Genomic DNA, 17,928 nt, shown 5'->3' with positions numbered 1-17,928 from the left:
GTTTTGCTGGAAGGGCGCAAACCTTTGATTGCGGGCTCGATCGCATCGGCGGCGCGCGCCGCCGCCTTCGGACGGGAGGCGCCGGCAGCCATCGGCACAGTCCGCAACTTCGCTCCGAAGCGGCCACGCCACGGGCAAGGCGCTCCGCCTCCCCGGCCACGGGTTTCCCGCCCGGCTCCGCGCACGCGGGCGACACGGCCGCCGCGGCGCGCGCATGGCTACGTTGTTGCCGTCATATACGTCGCCTAGGATGCAAGCAGCCCAACCACGGAGAAGACATCATGCTTGCCATCCGACCGCTTGCCGCCGCCATCCTGTTCGCCGCCGCCGCGCACGCCGGCGCCGCCGACCGCGCCACCGCCCGGATCGTCGACCGCCAGGGTCAGGCCATCGGCACCGCCACGCTGGCCGAAGGGCCTGCCGGCGTGCTCATCCACGTCTCGGCCAAGGGCCTGCCCGCCGGCCCGAAGGGCATCCACATCCATGGCGTCGGTACCTGCGAGGATCCCGACAAGGGCTTCGTCGCCTCCAAGGGCCACCTCAACCCCAGCGGCAGAAAACATGGCCTGATGAACCCCGAGGGACCGGACGCCGGCGACCTGCCGGTGATCTTCGTGCACGCCGACGGCAGCGTCGAAGCCGAACTGTTCACTGCGCTGGCCAGCCTCTCGGGCGCCGGCGGCCGCGCCGGCATCCTCGATGCCGACGGCGCCGCGCTGGTCATCCACGAGAACCGCGACGACCACAGCACCCAGCCGATCGGCGGTGCCGGCGCACGCATCGCCTGCGGCGTGGTCAAGGCGGCCGATTGAGCGCGCGGCGCGCACTCCTCGCCGTCTCCGGCATCCTGCTGGCGGCGACGGCTGCGGTCGTCGCCCGCCAGGCTCCGTTGCCGCCCGCGCCTGCCGTTACCGCCACGGGCATCGGCCCGCTGCGGCTCGGCAGCGACCTGCGCGCGGCAGCCAGCCAGGCGCTGCCGCTCGACCCCGCGGCCGCCCAGGTCGGCCCGGGCTGCGACATGCGCGAGCAGGTCGCGATCAGCGTGCGCGGTGCCGGGATCGAACTCGCGGTGATGGCGATGGCCGGCAGCGACGGCCGCATCGAGGAAGTGGTCGCGCTGCCGCGCGGGCTCGACATCGCCGCCGCCGCCGCCGATGCCGGCGCCTGCCGCCTGCAGGGCGCGCGCTTCGCCGAACGCTTCCGCGGCGCACTCGGTGCGCCGCAGGGCGAATCGCACCTGCGCAAGCCGGTTTCCGACGAATTCGTCCTGCATTTTCCCGGCGGCGCGGCAGCGCTGGCGCGCTGGTTCCCGGGCGGGGCGAGCTGCGACCTGGCGCTGGTCTTCGGCCCGCTGCGCGCCGACCCGCATCCGGGGCTCGGCGCGCGGGCCGGGCAGGCCGATCAGAAGGCGATCTTCACTCCGGCATGGAACGACCGCCCCATGCCGGGCACGGCCGTTCCCCAGCGCGGCACGGACCCCATCGGCATGGCGCTCATCGTCGTCCCCTGGCCGACGTAGGCGCCGCCGAGCGGCAGGTAATACAGCCTGTCGAAGAGGTTTTCCACGCCGAGATCGAGCCGCACGTTTCGCCAGGTGTAGCCCGTACGCAAATTCACCAGCCCGTAGCCCGGCGTCTCCAGCTCGTTGCGGACTTCGGAAACCGCCTTCTTGCCCCGCACCGCCACCCACTCCACCGCACTGTCCCAGCCACCGAGCCCATGGGTCAGGGTGACGGTGGTGTTGAGCGGCATGATGTTGTAGAGCCGGTCGCCGGTTTCCAGGTTCTTGCCGTTGGTGTAGTTCAGGACCGCCCCCAGCCCGAAGTCCCCCCATCCGGTCTGCGCGAGAGGCGCATGGCCCGAGACATCCACGCCATACAGGCGGGCGGACTGGTTGGCGAACTGCAGATACACGAAGCCCTGCCGCGCCGCCAGGTTGGCCGCGGTGCAGGACCCTCCCAGGCGCGTCGGGCAGCGCAGTGCATCGATGTAGTCGGCGACGCGGGTGTAGTACGGCGTCAGCCTGAATTCCCAGCGGCGGTCGGGGGCGTGCCAGTCGAAGGTGGCGGACACGGTATGCGCCTTTTCCGGGGCGAGTTTCGCGTCGCCGATGTAGCCATTGCCGTCGCCGAACCAGTTCACCATCAGCATCTCCATGCCGCGGCTGTACCAGGCGTAGCGTTCGTACAGGCTGGGAGAGCGGACCTTGCGCGCGAGACCGAACTCGATGCTGCGGCGCTCGTCGAGCGTATGGCGCGCGAGCAGCGTCACGTCCAGGTTGTCGTCGCTGCGTGCGCGTCGCGCGCCGTTGACCGCCGCCACCCGGCTGACGGCCGGCTGCACGCTGCCGTCGTACGCTTGCACCGGGCCGGCGTCGGTGCGGACGTGCTCGTAGCGCACGCCGGCCAGCGTCGTCCATTGCGGCGAATGCACCGCCTCCCATTCCGCGAAGGCGGCGGTCCGGTCGCGCTCGCCGTCGCGCACGTTCCAGAACGTGTCGGGCCCCATGCCACCGCCCGACGCCGGCCACCAGTCGTCGAGCCGGTAGCGCTGGAGTTCGCCGCCGACGCGCAGACGATCCCGCGCGGAAAGTCCCACGTCCCCCTTCAGCACCAGGCCGCTGTTCTCGCTGCGGGTACGCATCGGCATGCCGGCGGCGCAGTTCGGCCCGACGGGCGAACAAGGCACGCCGTCGAGCACGGCCATGCCGCCCGACGCGGCGCCGTACCAGAAGCGCTTGTCGCCGCCGAAATCCATGGAGTGCTCGACCTTCTCGTGGTAGGCCCGGGCCTCCAGCGTCCCCCGGCCGAAGGAGCCGAGATAGCGCAGGTTCAGCCGGGTCTGGTCGTTGTCCAGCATGTCCATGCGCTGGTTGGGCCAGTGTTCGTAGGGCACGTCCTGCACCGCCACCCTGGCCTCGAGCAGATGATCGCCGCCCCGGAACGCCATGCTCAGTTCGTGGTTGCGGCTTTCGTAGGCAGTGGAGCCGACTTCGTCCCGCGCGATCGCGTTCCCGATCCGGCCGCTCGCCGTCGTCGTCCGGAAGTCGCCGCCGGCGATGTAGTTTCCGCGCCGGGCGGTCGATCCGGCGTAGCCGAGGCTGAACGACGCGGTCGCCAGCCGGGCGGCGAAATTGCCGCCGACCGCGTTGCCGTTGCTGCGGTAGAAGGCACCGATCTCGCCGCCGGTCATCATCCCCTCGCCCGCCCCGGCGAACACCGGCTCCGGCGACTCGACGACGATGGTGCCGGCGATGCTGTCGCCGCCCACGCTGACCGGCGTGATGCCGGCATAGACCGCGAGACTGCCGACGTTGGTCGGATCGATGTAGGACAGGGCCGGATTCATGTGGTTGGGGCAGGACGCGATGAGGTCCATGCCGTCCACCTTGATCCGCACCCGGTCGTCGGCCAGCCCGCGCACCACCGGCAGGCTGGAGATGCCGCCGGCCCCCTGGAGGCTGATGCCGGGGACATGGCGCAGCAAGGTGGCGGTGTCGCTGGTGGCGGGCGCAAGGGACTGGCGGACCCGGGCCCCGACCCCGGTACCTGCGGGAACCGCGAGTTCCGGCGCGTCGGTCACGACGACCGCGCCGAGCGTGGTTTCCTGCGCCCAGGCGGGCGATGAAAAGGCAAGTGCGATGAAAAACGGGAGTCTTCCGATTCTGGATTTCATGTCTGTTGTTCGAGAGGTGATGGGGCGCACCGCGTCCCGCGGGCCGGCCGCACGGCCGCCCGAAGGCGGCGCGCCCTCCCCGCGGAGGATGTCGCGCAGCGGCAGGTCGTCCGGCGAGCGCGCCCCTCCGGTCGCGGCAACGCGACCGGATACGGTCTGATGGAAAGGAATGAAGAACCCGCGGCCGGTCAGCGCCCGGGCGCGCCAGCCCGCGGGTCAGGCGCGGCGAGGATCAGTGCTTGCCGTGCTGCATCTCCATGCCGCCGGCCGCCGCATTGAGCGGGCGCACCGGGGCGGAGATTTCCAGCGTCTGCCGCTTGCCGTCCCGGCCTTCGACGACCAGGCTGAGCGGCACCTTGTCGCCCTCCTTCACCTGCCCCTTCAGATCCATGAGCATCACGTGGTAGCCGCCGGGCTTGAGCTCCACCGTCTTGCCGGCCGGCAGTTCGAGCGACGGGACGGGGCTCATCTTCATGACCTGGCCCTCCATCACCATCTCGTGGATCTCCACCGCCCCGGCCACCGGCGAGGTGCCGGACAGCAGGCGGGCATTGGTGTCGGAGGTCAGGCGCATGAAGGCGCCGGTGGCCTTCTGCTGGGGGACGGTGGCCCGGACCCAGGCGTCGGCGACGGTCACGTCGGCGAACGCGGGAAGGGCGGCGAGGGAGAACAGTGCGGCGATGGCGGTCTTCTTCATGGTCGTATCCTCGGTCGTGTCGGCGCGGCGACGCTGTCCGCCCGGGTCCGCGAGCGGGACGGAGCGGCGGGCAGTGGCCGGCCGGCGATGGTCGCAACAGGTATCGGTCTGGTCTCGGGCCCCGCGGGGAGCCCGGCATCGGGGCGCCGCAGGCGGCGCCGGGCGGGCCTCAGGCCGCGGCGGGCGGAGCCCGTGGGCGCGACGGCATCCATGCGAACGACGGATGCGGCGCGACGAGGAAGCGACACGGCTCGACGTCGGCCGCGGAGAAGGAAACGAAGGCCGGCGGACCATCGTCCGGCGGCAGGCCGAAGCCGGCGCCGTGGGTGATGCAGCAGGGGCAGGACCTGCCCGCATCGGCATCCGGCCGTCCGGAATCCTGCGGCACGGCGCCGGCGTAGCGTCCGGCCTCGGCCGCGCTGAGCCAGACGCGATGCGTGCCCGTGGCCGAGCACAGTTCGAGGACGAAGGCCGTGCCCCGTTCCACCGGCAAGGCCCGGCTCACCGCCGGTGCCAGCGCGCCGATCAGGATCGCGAGAATCGCGAACCATGCGTAGGGACGTCGGCGAAAACGAAACATCGTGGGCAAAGGCAAGGCCGGAAGAATCCTGGAAGCGGGGTGGATTCTACAGAAACCACCCCGCCCCGGATGCCGGACAGTTTGTCGCACCCCGCCCGCGCAGACGCGCAGCAGCCGGTTCCGGGCGCGATCGCCCCGCCATCGGAGGCGGCTGCGGGCCGGCGGGGCTTCCGGCCCGGCTGCGGCAACGGCGGTGGCAAATGGCCGTCACCGCCGTTGCCTGCCGCCTCGCGCTCAGGACCGATGCAGCTTGAACACCCAGACCGAGCCGCCCTGCTCCAGCATGTTCACCCGCTTCGCGACGTCGCCGCCCCACAGGGGCACCGCGCCGCCCCAGCCGGACACCACCGCGACGTACTGCTCGCCGTTCTCTTCCCAGGTGATCGGCGGCGCGATCACGCCGGAGCCCGTCTGGAACTGCCACAGTTCCTTGCCGGAGTTGGCGTCGATCGCCTTCAGGTAGCCTTCGGGCGTGCCGTAGAACACCAGGTCGCCGGCGGTGGTCAGCACCCCGCCCCACAGCGGCGCATTGTTCTTCACCTCCCAGACGATCTTGCCGTTCACCGGATCGACCGCGCGCAGCGCGCCGATGTAGTCGTCGTTGAGCGGCTTGATGGTGAAGCCCGCGCCGAGGTAGGCGGCGCCGCGCTTGTACGAGATCGGCTCGTTCCAGATGTCCATGCCCCACTCGTTGGCCGGCACGTAGAACAGGCCGGACTTCGGGCTGTAGGCCATCGGCATCTGGTTCTTGCCGCCGAGGAAGGACGGCGCGTTGAACACCGTCTTGCCCTTCTTGTCCTCGCCCGCGTTCTCGGCGAAGGGGTTGCCCGGGCGCTTGTCGTCGTCGTAGATCGGGCGGCCGCTCTTGAGGTCGATGCCCTTGGCCCAGTCGATGCGATTGACGAAGGGGAAGGCGTTGAGCAGCTTGCCGTTGGCGCGGTCGTTCACGAAGAAGAAGCCGTTGCGGTCGGCCTTGCCGCCCGCCTTGACCGTCTTGCCGGTCTTCGGGTCCTTGTATTCGAACGACACGAATTCGTTCACGCCGTCGAAGTCCCAGCCGTCGTGCGGGGTGCTCTGGTAGTGCCACACGATCTTGCCGGTATCGGGGTTGATCGCGATCGTCGACGACGAATACAGATTGTCGCCGGGGCGCAGCCAACTGTTCCATGGCGCCGGGTTGCCGGTGCCGATGTAGATCAGGTTGGTGTCGGGGTCGTAGTTGGCCGTCTGCCACGGCGCCGCGCCGCCGGTCTTCCACAGGTCGCCCGGCCAGGTGGCGTTGGTCGTGCCGGTGATGCCGTTCTCGGCCGGCTTGCCCTCGGCGTCGTACTTGTGGCCCATGTGGCCCTCGACCGTCGGCCGGCTCCAGATCAGCTTGCCGGTCTTCGCGTCGCGCGCGTCGACGCGGCCCACCACGCCGAACTCACTGCCCGAATTCCCGGTGATGACCATGCCCTTGACGATCTGCGGCGCGGCGGTGAAGGAATAGCCGGCCTTGTAGTCCTCGATCTTCTCGCGCCACACGACCTTGCCGGTGTCCTTGTTGAGCGCCACCAGTTGCGCATCCAGCGTGCCGAAGATCACCAGGTCGTCGTACAACGCGGCGCCGCGGTTGATCACGTCGCAGCAGGGCATGATGCCGTCGGGCAGGCGATGCTCGTACTTCCACAGCTTCCGGCCGGTCCTGGCGTCGAGTGCGAACAAGCGGCTGTAGGAGGCGGTGACGAACATCTTGCCGTCATGCACCAGCGGCTGCGACTGCTGGCCGCGCTGCTTCTCGCCGCCGAAGGAGAACGACCACACCGGCACCAGATCCTTCACCGTCTGCACGTTGACCCGGGTGAGCGGGCTGAAGCGCTGGCCCTTGGTGCCCAGGCCGTTGGTGACCACCTGGGTGGTGATGCTGGCGTCGTTGACGATGTCGTCGTCGGTGACGTTCTTCGCCTGCGCCTGCATGGTGCCGAGCGCGAGCGCTACGGCAAGGACGGTGAGCCTGCGCGACCGGCGCCGGGCGTGGGTGTCCTGGTTCATGGGTTCCTCCTTGGATGGGTGTTGATGGACTTGTTCTTGGCGGCGAACGGGAACCCGGACGGCACGCTGGCCATCCGGCGAAGGCTGCGTTTGCAAGCGCCATGCCATCGGGCGCGGCACGCACGCACGCGCGGTGCGGGGCCCGACGGTTGCTCCAATTGCCCCCTCCTCGCGCCGCTGCGCAGGCAGTTGCTGTGAATCGCAGCAGATTTATTGAGCAGGTGGCCGGGCATCGCGCCCGATCGCCGGCATCCTGTGGCCACGGCGGCTGGCACATGAGTTGCTGCTCGACCGCCGGGACCGGCCTGCCGGCCGATGCCTTCGAGAACAGGAACGAGAACGACGAAAGGAGACGACACCCGATGGATGCACCACCTGCCACCCTTCCTCCCGCAGCGCCCTACGACTGCGGCACCATGCTGCTCCACTGGCTGCATGCCGTCCTGATACTGGGACTGATCGGGCTGGGGCTGTACATGGCCGGCCTGCCCAAGGGCGAGGCGCGCAGCGCGGCGATCGGCCTGCACAAGTCGTTCGGCGTCCTCGCCTTCGCGCTGGTGGCGGTGCGCCTGGCATGGCGCCTGCGCCATCCGCCCCCGGCGGACGCACGCCTGACGGCCGCCGAACACCGGCTCGCCGCAGCCGGCCACCGGTTGCTGTACGCGCTGCTGGTGCTCGTGCCGCTGGCGGGCTACCTGTCCAGCAGCTTCACGCGCTACCCGATGCGGGTGTTCGGCGTCGTCCTGCCAAAGGCGGGGAGGGAGGATGAAGCGCTCAACGCCTTCTTCAACGCCACCCACGGCCTGCTGGCCTGGACCCTGGCCGCGCTGATCGCCGCGCACCTGGGCGCGGTCGCACTGCATGCGCTGCAGGGCAAGCCGGTGCTCGCCCGCATGCTACCCGGGCGGCAAGCCCGGGGCTGAACGGGAGCGGACGCGCCGCCGGCGCGCGGCGCACCATTCCTTTCCCGGCTTCGGCTCCCGGCCATCAGCACGCCAGTTCGGCGGAGAAATCCACCAGGCCGTGGCGCACCGCCAGCCGCAGCAGCTTGAAGTCGTTCTCCGCCTCCAGCTTCTGCCGGATCATCGACAGGTGGTTGAGCACGGTCTTGTGGCTGAGATGCATCTGGTTCGCGATCCACGATGCCGGCTCGCCCTGCGCGGCCATGCGCAGCACCTCGAATTCGCGCGGCGTCAGCCGGGCGAGCAACTGTTCGCCGTCGAGCACCGCGTCGGCCAGCACGTGGGCGACGTCCGACGACAGCACGCGGCGACCGGCGGCGACGCTGCGGATCGCGTCGAGCATGTCGACCGGCCCGCTGCTCTTGGTCAGATAGCCCAGGGCGCCTGCCCGCATGGCCTGGGTGACGAAGCCCGCGCTGTCGTGCATCGACATCACCAGCACGCGCAGCAACGGCTGGCGCGCCAGCATGCGCCGGATAGCCTCCACGCCGCTGGAGCCGCGCAGGCTCAGGTCGACCACGGCGACGTCCACATCGGCTTCCTGCATGCGGGCGTAGGCTTCGTCCGCGGTGGTGGCCTCGGCCACCACCCGCATGTCGCCCTCGGCATCGATCAGCCGGCGATAGCCGGTGCGCACCACGGCGTGGTCGTCGAGCAGCAGTATCCGCAACATAGCGCTTGTCTCCTTTGTCGTTGTCGATCACCGCGCCGCGCACGAGCCAATGCCGCAAGGCCGGCGTTGCTGCCGCGCCGCGCCGGCGGGGAAGCCGTCCGGCAGTGGCCGCCACTTGCTCCATCCATGCGTCGGCGGCATGTCTCTAGCAAACCCCATGCCATTCCCGGTCCGGACGGGAAAGCTTCCCGGTGCGCGCGTTCCGAAGTCCCGCGACATCCGCTGCGGCACGGTCCGATACTGCCCACCGCAACATCGACCGGCACCTGCGGCGGCGCCCGGGAACAACTCGAAACGAACCATGGAGACGACGACCAACATGAGCATCCGAGCAAACCGGCGCGTCGCGCCGAAAGCACTGACCCTCGCGCTGGCGGCGGCGCTGTCGTTGCCGGCGGCGGCGGGCGCCGACGTCAGTTGGGATGACATCGCCAACGACCACAAGACGCCGGGCGACGTGCTCTCCTACGGCCTCGGCCTGAAGGCGCAGCGCCACAGCCCGCTCAAGCAGATCAACACGAAGACCGTCGCCGGGCTGGTGCCGGCGTGGAGCTTTTCCTTCGGCGGCGAAAAGCAGCGCGGCCAGGAAGGGCAGGTGCTGGTGCACGACGGCATGATCTACGCCACCGGCTCCTATTCGCGCTTCTTTGCCATCGACGCGCGCACCGGCAAGCGCCAGTGGGAATACGACCATCGCCTGCCCGACGACATCCGGCCGTGTTGCGACGTGGTCAACCGCGGCGCGGCGATCTATGGCGACAAGGTCTTCTTCGGCACGCTGGACGCGGCCATCGTCGCGCTCGACAGGAAGACCGGCAAGGTCGTGTGGCGCAACAAGTTCGCCGACCACAAGGTCGGCTACACGATGACCGGCGCCCCCTTCATCGTGAAGGACCAGAAGAGCGGCCGCGTGCTGCTCGTGCATGGCTCGTCCGGCGACGAGTTCGGCGTGGTCGGCTGGCTGTACGCGCGCGACCCCGACACCGGCGAGGAAGTGTGGGCGCGGCCGCTGGTCGAGGGCCACATGGGGCGGCTCCACGGCAAGGACAGCACGCCCACCGGCAACCCGAAGGCACCGAGCTGGCCGGACGACCCCAACTCGCCCACCGGCAAGGTCGAAGCCTGGAGCCACGGCGGCGGCGCGCCGTGGCAGACGGCAAGCTTCGACGCGGAAAACAACATGATCGTCATCGGCGCCGGCAACCCCGCGCCGTGGAACACCTGGAAGCGCACCGCACCCGGCGACGACCCGCGCAACTGGGACAGCCTGTTCACCTCCGGCCAGGCTTACGTCGATGCCGCCACCGGCGAACTCAAGGGCTTCTACCAGCACACCCCGAACGACGCCTGGGACTTTTCCGGCAACAACTCGGTGGTGCTGTTCGAATACAAGGACCCGAAGACCGGCAAGATGGTCAACGCCTCGGCCCACGCCGACCGCAACGGCTTCTTCTTCGTCACCGACCGCGACAAGCTCGCCAAGGGCTCGGGCTACCCTAACAGGCCGACCTCGCTGATCGGCGCCTGGCCGTTCGTGGACGGCATAACCTGGGCATCCGGTTTCGATCTGGCGACCGGCAAGCCGATCGAGAAGAACAACCGCCCGCAACTTCCCAAGGATGGAGCCGACAAGGGCGAATCGATCTTCGTCTCGCCGCCCTTCCTCGGCGGCACCAACTGGCACCCGATGTCCTACAGCCCCGACACGGGCCTGTTCTACATCCCCGCCAACCACTGGGCGATGGACTACTGGACCGAGAACGTCACCTACAAGGCGGGCTCCGCCTATCTCGGCCAGGGCTTCCGCATCAAGAAGCTGTTCGACGACCACGTCGGCATCCTGCGCGCCATCGACCCGGTCAGCGGCAAGATCGCATGGGAACACAAGGAGACCTTCCCGCTGTGGGCCGGCACGCTGACCACTGCCGGCGGGCTGGTCTTCACCGGCACGTCCGACGGCTACCTGAAGGCTTTCGACGCCAAGAACGGCAAGGAACTGTGGAAGTTCCAGACCGGCTCGGGCGTCGTGTCGGTGCCGGTGACGTGGGAGATGGACGGCGAGCAGTACGTGGCCATCCAGTCCGGCTACGGCGGCGCCGTGCCGCTGTGGGGCGGAGACATGGCCGACCTGACCAAGCAGGTCACCCAGGGCGGCTCGCTGTGGGTGTTCAAACTGCCCAGGCAACTCGCCGCCAACTGATCCGCCACCTTCCAGCCGAGAACCGCCGCGGGGCCGCCGGCAAGGCCCGCGGCGGGGCCATCCGGAGCATCGCCATGCCTCTCCGCCCAAGCCCGCGGCAAACCGCGGCTACCCTGCTGCTGGCCGCGCTGCTGTCCGCCGGCGCCCGCGCCGGCGACGACTCCGCCGCCGACGGCACCGCCTCCGCACCGGCGGACGACGGCGTGACGGTGATGAACGGCTGTCCGATCTGGCCCTACACCCGCTGCCCCGGCGCCGACCTGCGCCACGCCGACCTCGTCGGCAAGAACCTCGCCGGGGCGGATCTGTCCGGCGCCGACCTCACCCGCGCCGACCTGCGGGGCGCCAACCTCGCCGGCGCCAACCTGGAAGGCGCCAACCTCACCGCCGCGCGCCTGAACAAGGCCACTGCGGCCAGCGCCAACTTCCGCAACGCCCGCTTGACCGGCGCCGATCTCGAAGCCGCCCGGCTGATGCGATCGGACTTTTCCGGCGCCGACTTCACCGGCGCCAGCCTGGAATTCGCCCGCCTGAACTTCGCCTGGTTCGTCGGCGCCCGGCTGGTGTCGACCAATCTGCAGGAGGCCAAGTTCGTCACCGTCAACCTGCGCGACGCCGTCATGGAAGGCTGCGTGACGCGCTTCACGATCTTCCCGGACTCCGCCTTCGACGGCTGCCAGGGCTGCCCGACGGGCTGGTAACACCTGCATCCCAAACCAGGAACCTCGCCATGCCGCACGCCTTCCGCTTCCGCCCGCGCCGCTTCGGCACCGCCCTGCTGTGCGCGCTGGCCGCCTCGCCCGCCCTGCCGCCGGCCGCGCACGCGCGCACCACGCCCGTGCCGCCCGTCGTCGACACCGCCGGCCTGCCCGCGTTGCAGCAGCCGTGGCCGAAACACAACCCCTACCGCGGCAACGCGCTCGCCGCAGAGGTCGGCCGCAGCGCCTTCAACCAGTCCTGCGCCGGCTGCCACGGCGTGGATGCCGACGGCGAACACGCCGCCGCGCCCGACCTGCGCCGCCTCGGCCGCAGTTGCAGCCGGGTGCGCGACGCCGAATTCCGGCAGCGCTGCGTGGCCGACGTGGATCACTACTTCCGCGACTCGGTGCTCAAGGGCAAGGTCAAGGTCGGCGTCGAGCACATGCCGGCCTGGGAAGGCGTGCTCGCACCCGAGCTGGTCTGGGCGATCCGCAGCTTCGTCGAATCACAGGCCGGCCGGAAGCCCTGAAGCGGCCTGCGGAGTGCTCCGCGCCGGACTGCTCCATTGCTCCAGATGCTCCACATCGCACCGGGCAATCCGGCTGCTCCATCCGCCGCGAAGGCGCCCTTCCCGCCGGTCGTCCCCGCGTATCGCTGCCGCTGGGAGAGCCGGCACGCGGCTTGCTAGGCCGCACCGCAATGCCGCCCGGCACCGCGGCAAAGGAGACGACGAACATGCGCATCGCTTTCGGCCTGCTGGCCCTCATCCTGGCGCTGCCCGCGCCCGCGGCCACGATCGCCGACGCCGACCCGCTCGAATCCTCGCGCTGGGAAGACATGCGGCGCGAGTTCTTCGCCGATGCCAGGGTGGTGTTCGATCCGCGGATCGCCGACGCCGACCCGCTCGAATCCTCGCGCTGGGAAGACATGCGGCGCGAGTTCTTCGCCGATGCCAGGGTGGTGTTCGATCCGCGGATCGCCGTCACCGCCCCGTTCAACGCCGAAGACCCGCTCAACGTGCCGGTGAGCGTGGATGCGAGCGCCCTGCCCGGCGTCGACGAAGTGATCGTGTTCGCCGACTTCAACCCGATCGTCAAGGTGCTCGGCTTCGAGCCGTTCGACGCCGCGCCCACGCTCGGCTTTCGCCTGAAGCTGCAGCAATCCTCGCCGGTCCGCGCCGCCGCGCGCACCGCGGACGGCGTCTGGCATGTCGGAGGGGCGTGGGTGCGCACCCACGGCGGCGGGTGCACGCTGCCTTCGGCGGGATCTTCGTCGCCGCTGTGGCAGCAGCATCTGAACCGGGTGAGCGCCCGCCTGTGGCCGGGCGTCGGCCACGGCGAGCGCCTGCGGCTGCGGGTGATCCATCCGATGGATACCGGGCTGGCCCCCGGCATCCCGGCCTTCCACATCGAGGAACTGGCGGTCGCCGATGCCGCCGGCAAGGCGCTGGTGCGCATCCGCGCGTACGAGCCGGTATCCGAGAACCCGGTGTTCACGCTCGATCTGCGTCCGGGCGCAGCCGATGCCGGCCCCCTGCGCATCAGCGGGCGCGACAACAACGGCAACCGCATCGACGCGCAGGTGCAGCGATGAAGCCCGTCCGCCGCCGCGCCGCCGCCCTCGCCCTGCTCGCCGCCGCGCTCTGCGCCCCGGCCATCGCGCAGCCGCCGGGCGGGCAGCCCGCTCCCTCGGCCGCCGCCTCGTTCGACTACGGGCTACGGCCGCGGCAGGTGGCCGACGGGGTCCATGTGCTCGTCGGCCGCAGCGAGGATTTCTCGCCCGCGAACGGCGGCAACATCGTCAACACCGGCTTCATCGTCGGCAGCAGCGGCGTCATCGTCATCGACACCGGACCGTCGAAGCGCTACGGCGAGCAGTTGCGGGCCGCCATCGCCCGCGTCACGCCCCTGCCGGTGGTGCTGACGCTGAACACCCACCACCATCCCGACCACTTTCTCGGCAACCAGGCTTTCCCGCCGGAAACGATCGCCGCGCTGCCGCAGACGGCCGCCGCCATCGAGGCAGAAGGCAACGCCTTCAACGAGAACATGTACCGGCTCGCCGGCGACTGGATGCGCGACACCGAGGTCGTCGTGCCGCGGCGGCAAATCACGCCCGGCCGCCGCACCGTGGGCGGGCGCGACGTCGAGTTCGTCGCGCTCGGCGGGCACACCGCGGCCGATCTGGTGCTGATCGATCACGCCAGCGGCACCGTGTTCGCATCCGACCTGGTGTTCAACCACCGCGCGCCGACCACGCCGCATGCCGACATACGCCGCTGGATGGATGCGCTGGAAACGCTCGCCGCCCTCCCCGCCCGCCTGTGGGTGCCGGGGCACGGCGAGGTCAGCGCCGATGCCTCGCCGCTGGCCGCGACCCGCGACTACCTCGGCTGGCTGCAGCGTTCGATCGACGAGGCCGCCGCCGCCGGCCTGGACATGGCCGAGACGCTTGCCCGGCCGCTGCCGCCGCGCTTCGCCGGCTTTGCCGTGGCCGAGCACGAGTACCGCCGCTCGGTGGTGCACCTCTTTCCCGCCGCCGAACGCGCGGTGCTGGAAGCCCCGCCGGAGCGCCGCGACTAGCGGTGCCGCCGGCGGCGAACCGGCGCCCGGGGAGGGTGCTCAGGCCGCCGCCTCGCCCACCGCCCGGGTCAGCGCCTGCGTCACGACCGCCTCGTTCAGTTCGGGCGCACACAGCTCGATGAAGCGGTAGGCGAAGCCGCGCAGGTAATGCCCGCGCCGCACGGCGATGCGCGTGACGTTCTCCGGGAACAGGTGCGTGCTGTCCAGGTGGCGCAGGTCGCCGTCGCGTGCGGGATTGAAGGCCATCGACGCGAGGATGCCGACGCCCAGGCCCAGTTCCACGTAGGTCTTGATCACGTCCGCGTCGAGCGCCGACATCACCACGTCCGGCACCAGCCCGACCTGGGTGAAAGCCTGGTCGATGCGTGCGCGGCCGGTGAAGCCTTCGTGGTAGGTGATGACCGGGAAGCGCGCGATCGCCTCCAGCGTCAGCGGCTGGACCGCCTCCAGCGGGTGGCCGGCCGTCACGATCACCGAGTGGTGCCAACTGTAGTAGGGGAACGAAGCCAGCTCCGGCACGTCGGCCACCGCCTCGGTGGCGATGCCGATGTCGGCCTCGCCGTCGAGCAGCATCTGCACGATCTCACCCGGGCTGGCCTGGTGCAGCTTCAGGTGCACCTTGGGAAACACGCGCTTGAACTCGGCAACCACCTTGGGCAGCGCATAGCGCGCCTGGGTGTGGGTGGTCGCGATCGTCAGCGTGCCCTCGTCGCGGTTGCTGTACTGCTCGGCCAGGCGCTTGATGTTGCCGGCGTCGAGCAGCATGCGCTCCACCATCACCACGAGTTCCTTGCCCGGATCGGTCAGCCCGAGCAGGCGCTTGCCCTTGCGCACGAACAGCTCGATGCCCAGTTCATCCTCGAGGTCCTTGATGTGCTTCGACACGCCCGACTGCGAGGTGAACAGCGCATTGGCCACCTCGGTGAGGTTGAAGCCCCGCCGCACCGTCTCGCGGATGATGCGCAACTGCTGGAAGTTCATGCTCCCGCTCCCGCCCCTGTCGCCTCGCGCTCGAACACCTTCAGCCGCGACGGCACGAGGCGCACCACCTGCCCTTCGGCCAGCGCCAGCGCGGCGACCTGTTCGCGCGTCAGTTCGACCTCGAAATGCTGCCCGACCGTCCCGTTGATGCCGTCGAGTTCCACCCGCGCGGTGACGCCGAAGGCCAGGATGCGGCTGACCCTGGCCGCGATGCCGGCGGTCGAGCCCGCATCGACGACGATGTCCAGCTCGTGCGGACGGGCGAAGGCGACCACCTCCGCGCCGTGGCCGAAGCGGCCGGCTTCATGCGTCAGCGCATCCTGCGGCAGCACGTCCTCGCCGACGCGGACCGCCTCGCCGTCGACCCGCCCGTGGAACAGGTTGACCGAGCCGAGAAAACCATACACGAACGGCGTCGACGGCCGGCGATAGACCTCCTCCGGCGTGCCGATCTGCTCGACCCGGCCGCGGTTCATGAGCACCACGCGGTCGGCCACCTCGAGCGCCTCTTCCTGGTCGTGGGTCACGAAGATCGAGGTGATGTGCAGTTCGTCGTGCAGCTTGCGCAGCCAGCGGCGCAGTTCCTTGCGCACCTTGGCGTCGAGCGCGCCGAAGGGTTCGTCGAGCAGCAGCACGCGCGGCTCCACCGCCAGCGCACGGGCCAGCGCGATGCGCTGGCGCTGGCCGCCGGACAACTGCGACGGGAAGCGGTCGGCCAGCCAGTCGAGCTGCACCAGGTTCAGCAGTTCATGCACCTTGCCGCGGACCTGCTTCTCCGACGGACGCTGCCCGCGCGGTTTCATGCGCATGCCGAAGGCCACGTTGTCGAACACCGTCATGTGGCGGAACAGCGCGTAGTGCTGGAACACGAAGCCGACCTGGCGCTCGCGCACATGGGTGCCGGAAGCGTCCTCGCCCTCGAGCAGCACCTGGCCGCCATCGGCCTGCTCCAGCCCGGCGATGATGCGCAGCAGCGTGGTCTTGCCGCAGCCCGAGGGCCCCAGCAGGGCGACGAGTTCGCCGGTGGGAAAATCGAGCGTGACCTTGTCCAGCGCCACGAAGCTGCCGAACCGCTTGTTGATGTCCTTGACCTGGATGCTCATGATGCGTCGTCCTGTTCGTCATTCTTCGCCGCGGCCGCCCGGTGCTCCACCCAGGTCTTGATGCCCAGGGTGACCAGCGCCAGCATCGCCAGCAGGGAGGCTACCGCGAAGGCGGCGGCAAACTGGTATTCGTTGTAGAGGATCTCCACGTGCAGCGGCAGCGTGTTGGTCTCGCCGCGGATGTGGCCCGACACCACGCTCACCGCGCCGAACTCGCCCATCGCCCGCGCATTGGTGAGGATGACGCCGTACATCAGCCCCCACTTGATGTTGGGCAGCGTCACGTGCCAGAAGGTCTGCCAGCCGTTGGCGCCGAGCACCACCGCGGCCTCTTCTTCTTCCTTGCCCTGCGCCTCCATCAGCGGAATCAGCTCGCGCGCGACGAAGGGGAAGGTGACGAACACCGTCGCCAGCACGATGCCGGGCACCGCGAAGATGATCTTGATGTCGTGCTCGGACAGCCACGGCCCCAGCCAGCCCTGCGCGCCGAACACCAGCACGTAGATGAGGCCGGCGATCACCGGCGACACCGAGAACGGCAGGTCGATCAGCGTGATCAGGAAGTGCTTGCCGCGGAAATCGAACTTGGCGATCGCCCACGCCGCGGCGACGCCGAACACCAGGTTCAGCGGCACCGAGATCGCCGCGGCGAGCAGCGTCAGCCGCACCGCCGACAGCGCGTCGGGATCGATGAGCGCCGTGACGTAGGTCTCCCAGCCCTTCCTCAGCGCCTCCACCAGCACGGCCACCAGCGGCAGCAGCAGGAAGACGGCGAAGAAGGTGAGCGACACGCCGACGATGAGCCACTTGACGAGCGGCGTCTCGCGCGTCGCCGCCTTCGACTCGAAGCGGGCCGCGCCGTCGCCGGCGCCGCCCCAGTGCATTGCGACTGCGCCGGCCATCAGCGGCTCCTCCCCGTGCGTTTCGCGGTCCACGCCTGCAGGCCGTTGATGACCAGCAGCAGCACGAACGAGAGCAGCAGCATCACCACCGCGATCGCGGTCGCGCCGGCATAGTCGTACTGCTCGAGCTTGGTGATGATCATCAGCGGCGTGATCTCGGACACCATCGGGATGTTGCCGGCGATGAAGATCACCGACCCGTACTCGCCCACCGCGCGCGCGAAGGCCAGCGCGAAGCCGGTCAGCAGCGCCGGCAGCAGGATGGGCAGGATCACGTAGCGGAAGATCTGCCAGCGGTAGGCGCCCAGGCTGGCCGCCGCCTCTTCCAGTTCGGTGTCGAGGTCTTCGAGGATGGGCTGCACCGTGCGCACCACGAACGGCAGGCCGATGAACACCAGCGCCACCAGCACGCCCAGCGGCTTGAAGGCGACCTGGATGCCGAGCGGTTCGAGGAACTGGCCGATCCAGCCGTTCTTCGCATACAGCGCGGTGAGCGCGATGCCGGCCACCGCGGTGGGCAGCGCGAAGGGCAGGTCGACCAGCGCGTCGATCAGCTTCTTGCCCGGAAAGGAGTAGCGCACCAGCGCCCAGGCCAGCATCAGCCCGAACACCGCGTTGATCGCGGCCGCCAGCAGCGACATGCCGAACGACAGCTTGTAGGACGCCACCACGCGCGGCGCGGTGACCACCGCCCAGAACTGGTCGAAGGTCAGCGTGAAGGTCTTCAGGAACACCGCCGCCAGCGGCACGAGGACGATCAGCGACAGATAGGCGAGCGTATAGCCGAGCGTGAGCCTGAAACCGGGCAGCACGCTGAACGAGCGGGACGGGGCGCTCATGGCG

General features: G+C 69.8%; 17 protein-coding genes. 8 read left to right on the top strand and 9 right to left on the bottom strand.

Annotated features, from left to right (window positions below):
• Positions 1-281: 281 nt before the first annotated feature.
• Together CCZ27_RS05915 and CCZ27_RS23355 are read left to right on the top strand one after the other, a co-directional pair.
• Positions 282-812 (top strand): superoxide dismutase family protein, encoded by a 531-nt coding sequence (locus CCZ27_RS05915; RefSeq protein ID WP_096446435.1) that lies wholly within the window; start codon positions 282-284, stop codon positions 810-812.
• Complete coding sequence (locus CCZ27_RS23355; protein WP_157748465.1) at positions 809-1,519, top strand: hypothetical protein; 711 nt, start codon at positions 809-811, stop codon at positions 1,517-1,519. Before CCZ27_RS05915 ends, CCZ27_RS23355 begins: the two co-directional genes overlap by 4 nt.
• Here the strand turns inward: CCZ27_RS23355 and CCZ27_RS05910 are convergent.
• The 4 genes from CCZ27_RS05910 to CCZ27_RS05895 form a co-directional block, all read right to left on the bottom strand.
• The gene (locus tag CCZ27_RS05910) at positions 1,402-3,675 is read right to left on the bottom strand and encodes a TonB-dependent receptor (protein WP_096446433.1); all 2,274 of its coding nucleotides are present in this window, start codon (positions 3,673-3,675) and stop codon (positions 1,402-1,404) included. The genes CCZ27_RS23355 and CCZ27_RS05910 overlap by 118 nt on opposite strands.
• A 232-nt stretch (positions 3,676-3,907) precedes the next feature.
• The gene (locus tag CCZ27_RS05905; protein WP_096446431.1) at positions 3,908-4,372 is read right to left on the bottom strand and encodes a copper chaperone PCu(A)C; all 465 of its coding nucleotides are present in this window, start codon (positions 4,370-4,372) and stop codon (positions 3,908-3,910) included.
• A gap of 169 nt (positions 4,373-4,541) precedes the next feature.
• The gene (locus tag CCZ27_RS05900; RefSeq protein ID WP_096446429.1) at positions 4,542-4,952 is read right to left on the bottom strand and encodes a DUF2946 domain-containing protein; all 411 of its coding nucleotides are present in this window, start codon (positions 4,950-4,952) and stop codon (positions 4,542-4,544) included.
• Positions 4,953-5,186: 234 nt separating this feature from the next.
• Entirely contained in the window at positions 5,187-6,983 is a 1,797-nt protein-coding gene (locus CCZ27_RS05895; RefSeq protein WP_096446427.1) for a methanol/ethanol family PQQ-dependent dehydrogenase, read from the bottom strand.
• Between the two features lie 362 nt (positions 6,984-7,345).
• On the opposite strand from CCZ27_RS05895, the gene CCZ27_RS05890 reads away from it, so the two are divergent.
• Positions 7,346-7,906, top strand: a complete 561-nt coding sequence (locus CCZ27_RS05890; RefSeq protein WP_096452237.1) for a cytochrome b — start codon at positions 7,346-7,348, stop codon at positions 7,904-7,906.
• A 64-nt stretch (positions 7,907-7,970) separates the two neighbouring features.
• Here the strand turns inward: CCZ27_RS05890 and CCZ27_RS05885 are convergent, their stop codons facing one another.
• Positions 7,971-8,618 (bottom strand): response regulator, encoded by a 648-nt coding sequence (locus tag CCZ27_RS05885; RefSeq protein WP_198363277.1) that lies wholly within the window; start codon positions 8,616-8,618, stop codon positions 7,971-7,973.
• Positions 8,619-8,937: 319 nt separating this feature from the next.
• On the opposite strand from CCZ27_RS05885, the gene CCZ27_RS05880 reads away from it, so the two are divergent.
• From CCZ27_RS05880 to CCZ27_RS05860, 5 genes are all read left to right on the top strand, one after another.
• The gene (locus CCZ27_RS05880) at positions 8,938-10,818 is read left to right on the top strand and encodes a methanol/ethanol family PQQ-dependent dehydrogenase (protein ID WP_096452233.1); all 1,881 of its coding nucleotides are present in this window, start codon (positions 8,938-8,940) and stop codon (positions 10,816-10,818) included.
• A gap of 74 nt (positions 10,819-10,892) precedes the next feature.
• Entirely contained in the window at positions 10,893-11,519 is a 627-nt protein-coding gene (locus tag CCZ27_RS05875) for a pentapeptide repeat-containing protein (RefSeq protein WP_096446424.1), read from the top strand.
• A gap of 29 nt (positions 11,520-11,548) precedes the next feature.
• Complete coding sequence (locus CCZ27_RS05870; RefSeq protein ID WP_096446422.1) at positions 11,549-12,046, top strand: c-type cytochrome; 498 nt, start codon at positions 11,549-11,551, stop codon at positions 12,044-12,046.
• 308 nt (positions 12,047-12,354) lie between these two features.
• Positions 12,355-13,110: a quinoprotein dehydrogenase-associated SoxYZ-like carrier gene (locus CCZ27_RS05865; protein WP_096452231.1), complete on the top strand. Its 756-nt coding sequence runs from the start codon at positions 12,355-12,357 to the stop codon at positions 13,108-13,110.
• Entirely contained in the window at positions 13,107-14,099 is a 993-nt protein-coding gene (locus tag CCZ27_RS05860; RefSeq protein ID WP_096446420.1) for a quinoprotein relay system zinc metallohydrolase 1, read from the top strand. Before CCZ27_RS05865 ends, CCZ27_RS05860 begins: the two co-directional genes overlap by 4 nt.
• A 39-nt stretch (positions 14,100-14,138) precedes the next feature.
• Here the strand turns inward: CCZ27_RS05860 and CCZ27_RS05855 are convergent, their stop codons facing one another.
• From CCZ27_RS05855 to cysT, 4 genes are read right to left on the bottom strand one after another with little or no spacing between them, the layout of a single operon-like run.
• The gene (locus CCZ27_RS05855) at positions 14,139-15,080 is read right to left on the bottom strand and encodes a CysB family HTH-type transcriptional regulator (protein WP_096446418.1); all 942 of its coding nucleotides are present in this window, start codon (positions 15,078-15,080) and stop codon (positions 14,139-14,141) included.
• Positions 15,077-16,183, bottom strand: a complete 1,107-nt coding sequence (locus CCZ27_RS05850; RefSeq protein ID WP_096446416.1) for a sulfate/molybdate ABC transporter ATP-binding protein — start codon at positions 16,181-16,183, stop codon at positions 15,077-15,079. Before CCZ27_RS05850 ends, CCZ27_RS05855 begins: the two co-directional genes overlap by 4 nt.
• Positions 16,180-17,085, bottom strand: coding sequence for a sulfate ABC transporter permease subunit CysW (gene cysW / locus CCZ27_RS05845; RefSeq protein WP_096452229.1), 906 nt, complete (start codon positions 17,083-17,085; stop codon positions 16,180-16,182). Before cysW ends, CCZ27_RS05850 begins: the two co-directional genes overlap by 4 nt.
• Positions 17,085-17,924 carry a sulfate ABC transporter permease subunit CysT gene (gene cysT, locus CCZ27_RS05840; RefSeq protein WP_096446414.1) on the bottom strand — a complete coding sequence of 280 codons (840 nt, stop codon included), beginning with the start codon at positions 17,922-17,924 and terminating at the stop codon, positions 17,085-17,087. The genes cysW and cysT overlap by 1 nt, the downstream gene beginning before the upstream one ends.
• Positions 17,925-17,928 lie beyond the last annotated feature (4 nt).

Source organism: Thauera sp. K11, from assembly GCF_002354895.1.
In the GTDB taxonomy this organism is placed as follows: Bacteria; Pseudomonadota; Gammaproteobacteria; order Burkholderiales; family Rhodocyclaceae; genus Thauera; species Thauera sinica.
The sequence above is the reverse complement of the archived record's forward strand: the minus strand, read 5'-3'. Positions and strand labels throughout refer to the sequence as shown.

Bases quoted from the DNA above. Each gene is read 5' to 3' on its own strand.
- CCZ27_RS05865 (WP_096452231.1), top strand. From the start codon at position 12,355: ATGCGGCGCGAGTTCTTCGCCGATGCCAGGGTGGTGTTCGATCCGCGG.
- cysW (WP_096452229.1), bottom strand. From the start codon at position 17,085: ATGGCCGGCGCAGTCGCAATGCACTGGGGCGGCGCCGGCGACGGCGCG.
- CCZ27_RS05885 (WP_198363277.1), bottom strand. From the start codon at position 8,618: ATGTTGCGGATACTGCTGCTCGACGACCACGCCGTGGTGCGCACCGGC.
- CCZ27_RS05915 (WP_096446435.1), top strand. From the start codon at position 282: ATGCTTGCCATCCGACCGCTTGCCGCCGCCATCCTGTTCGCCGCCGCC.
- CCZ27_RS05860 (WP_096446420.1), top strand. From the start codon at position 13,107: ATGAAGCCCGTCCGCCGCCGCGCCGCCGCCCTCGCCCTGCTCGCCGCC.
- cysT (WP_096446414.1), bottom strand. From the start codon at position 17,924: ATGAGCGCCCCGTCCCGCTCGTTCAGCGTGCTGCCCGGTTTCAGGCTC.
- CCZ27_RS05895 (WP_096446427.1), bottom strand. From the start codon at position 6,983: ATGAACCAGGACACCCACGCCCGGCGCCGGTCGCGCAGGCTCACCGTC.
- CCZ27_RS05905 (WP_096446431.1), bottom strand. From the start codon at position 4,372: ATGAAGAAGACCGCCATCGCCGCACTGTTCTCCCTCGCCGCCCTTCCC.
- CCZ27_RS05890 (WP_096452237.1), top strand. From the start codon at position 7,346: ATGGATGCACCACCTGCCACCCTTCCTCCCGCAGCGCCCTACGACTGC.
- CCZ27_RS05855 (WP_096446418.1), bottom strand. From the start codon at position 15,080: ATGAACTTCCAGCAGTTGCGCATCATCCGCGAGACGGTGCGGCGGGGC.
- CCZ27_RS05870 (WP_096446422.1), top strand. From the start codon at position 11,549: ATGCCGCACGCCTTCCGCTTCCGCCCGCGCCGCTTCGGCACCGCCCTG.
- CCZ27_RS05900 (WP_096446429.1), bottom strand. From the start codon at position 4,952: ATGTTTCGTTTTCGCCGACGTCCCTACGCATGGTTCGCGATTCTCGCG.
- CCZ27_RS05880 (WP_096452233.1), top strand. From the start codon at position 8,938: ATGAGCATCCGAGCAAACCGGCGCGTCGCGCCGAAAGCACTGACCCTC.
- CCZ27_RS05910 (WP_096446433.1), bottom strand. From the start codon at position 3,675: ATGAAATCCAGAATCGGAAGACTCCCGTTTTTCATCGCACTTGCCTTT.
- CCZ27_RS05875 (WP_096446424.1), top strand. From the start codon at position 10,893: ATGCCTCTCCGCCCAAGCCCGCGGCAAACCGCGGCTACCCTGCTGCTG.
- CCZ27_RS05850 (WP_096446416.1), bottom strand. From the start codon at position 16,183: ATGAGCATCCAGGTCAAGGACATCAACAAGCGGTTCGGCAGCTTCGTG.